The sequence below is a fragment of the Bacteroidales bacterium genome (assembly GCA_035342335.1).
Lineage (GTDB): Bacteria > Bacteroidota > Bacteroidia > Bacteroidales > JAGONC01 > JAGONC01.
In genome coordinates, this window is the sequence record DAOQWY010000001.1 from 325,305 (window position 1) to 327,284 (window position 1,980).

At 32.1% G+C, this 1,980-nt stretch carries 1 protein-coding gene; it reads left to right on the forward strand.

Going from position 1 to position 1,980, the window contains the following annotated elements; all coding sequences use genetic code 11:
- Positions 1-998 precede the first annotated feature (998 nt).
- Positions 999-1,670, forward strand: coding sequence for a helix-turn-helix domain-containing protein (locus PKI34_01215; GenBank protein HNS16424.1), 672 nt, complete (start codon positions 999-1,001; stop codon positions 1,668-1,670).
- The last annotated feature ends 310 nt before the right edge of the window (positions 1,671-1,980 follow it).

Below are 1,980 nucleotides of genomic sequence, written 5' to 3' on the forward strand. Positions count from 1 at the left end.
ATTAGAGACCAAAGGTAATAATTTGATGATACTACGGGTAAATTAAATTGTTAAAAATTGTTATTTTATTTTCTGGGTCCATAATCAAGATATCTGAATGTTTTAATACCATTATTATTATTGGTTTGATTTCGTTGGTCATAATTAGAGACCAAAGGTAATAATTTGATGATACTACGGGTAAATTAAATTGTTAAACATTGTTATTTTATTTTCTGGGTCCATAATCAAGATGTCTGAATGTTTTAATACCATTATTATTATTGGTTTGATTTCGTTGGTCATAATTAGAGACCAAAGGTAATAATTTGATGATACTACGGGTAAATTAAATTGTTAAACATTGTTAATGGATTTTTCTGAAATATACTATGTCTTGTTATCCTGAAACCATTGTTATTGCTTCGTTTGATGTATTTTCTTACATATCGGTGACGGATTAAAACATGCGGTCTGGATGTATTATATATGTATTATGATAGAAGTTCCTTAACTGGTTAATGAAGTTGTACGCAATAAATGATCGATCACCGCCCCATTTCTTCCTGTCATTTTTGATGTTCTTTTAATAATGGCTGGCGTGTTTTTTACTCCCCGTCCCTGCGAATTCAATTATTAAAATGGATGTAATTGGGGGTACCTTTTAAAATTATTATTCATTTCTGTGATCTTTTTTATCCGCCAATTTTTTTTTCTCGCTTTTTTTCGATATATTTTAATTGATGTTGTTTTTAATTAATTGTTTCTGTTTTTAAATCGGGTTGGCGATATTTATTATCGCCAGCCCTTAATTAATAATGTATAGAAGATGACCATTGATGAATTTCTTTAACACAATTGAAAATATTTTAAAAGAGGGCTTTACTTTTTGAAAAACATTAGTTATAATTTAATCGTTACCATGACAAATAAACATAAATAAGGTAAAAATCGGAACCCCTGCTGGTGAGTGTTGTCATGGTCACAAAATACGGCAGGGGATTTCCTTTTTAAAGAATATGTTATATAATAAAAAAAGAAAAGGTTTATGGATACCCATTGAAGTAATGAATTGTTATGATTTAGATTGCACGGATAAATACTTGTTATCTGAAATTATTTCTCTGCATCAACTTAATAATGGCTGTCACGCATCCAATGAATTCTTCGCTGAATTGCTGAACATATCAAGAGGTAACGCCTCAAAAAGGATAACCAAATTGACTAATAAGGGGTATATAAAGACGAAAAATAGATACAATAGAAAGAAATGTATTGGGAGAATTATTATTCCGACCGATAAAAGATATGTCCACTATGTTATTACAAATGCTCAATCTGAAGAAAATGGTGGTTCACAGGAGAACCAAAGTGTTGTTCCTCAACGACCAGAAGATGGTGCTCAAACGACCCCAGGGGTAGTTCCTGAACGATTAGGGGATAGTGCTCAATCGCAGCATATTAATACAATTAATAATACAGATATAGAAAAACATATACTAGTACAGGAAACTGGAGAAATTTCTTTTGATATGATACGAGTATTGAAAAAACTAGTGATATCTGGTTGGGATAGCCTAGCAGTTAAGGAAGCTCGTCTTGTCTGGGATAATAAATCCTGGTTTGATGAATATCGGTATAAACCAATTGAAGAACTGAAGCCATTGTTCAAATATCTATATAAGCATTAAAAACAAATCATCCCCAACACGAGCGTTAGCGAGTTAGATGGATTCCAGTATCGGACTGGGTGTTTTTATTTTATAAAATCACAATTGAACCAGCCAAATCCAGCACCATCTTGCCTAAATTGATCGTTCATTTTTTTTAAATAACCAGCATAGATTAGTAACTAGAGAGATTTTATGAATATTACTCCAAGTGATTGGATTAAATGCGGCAAGCTGGAGCGTTCTTTCATTAATAAATCATTCCCACCCATGCCAGTGTTTTAATCCCGATCTAAACTGATACCGGCAAATAGCCGTAAATGATACCACT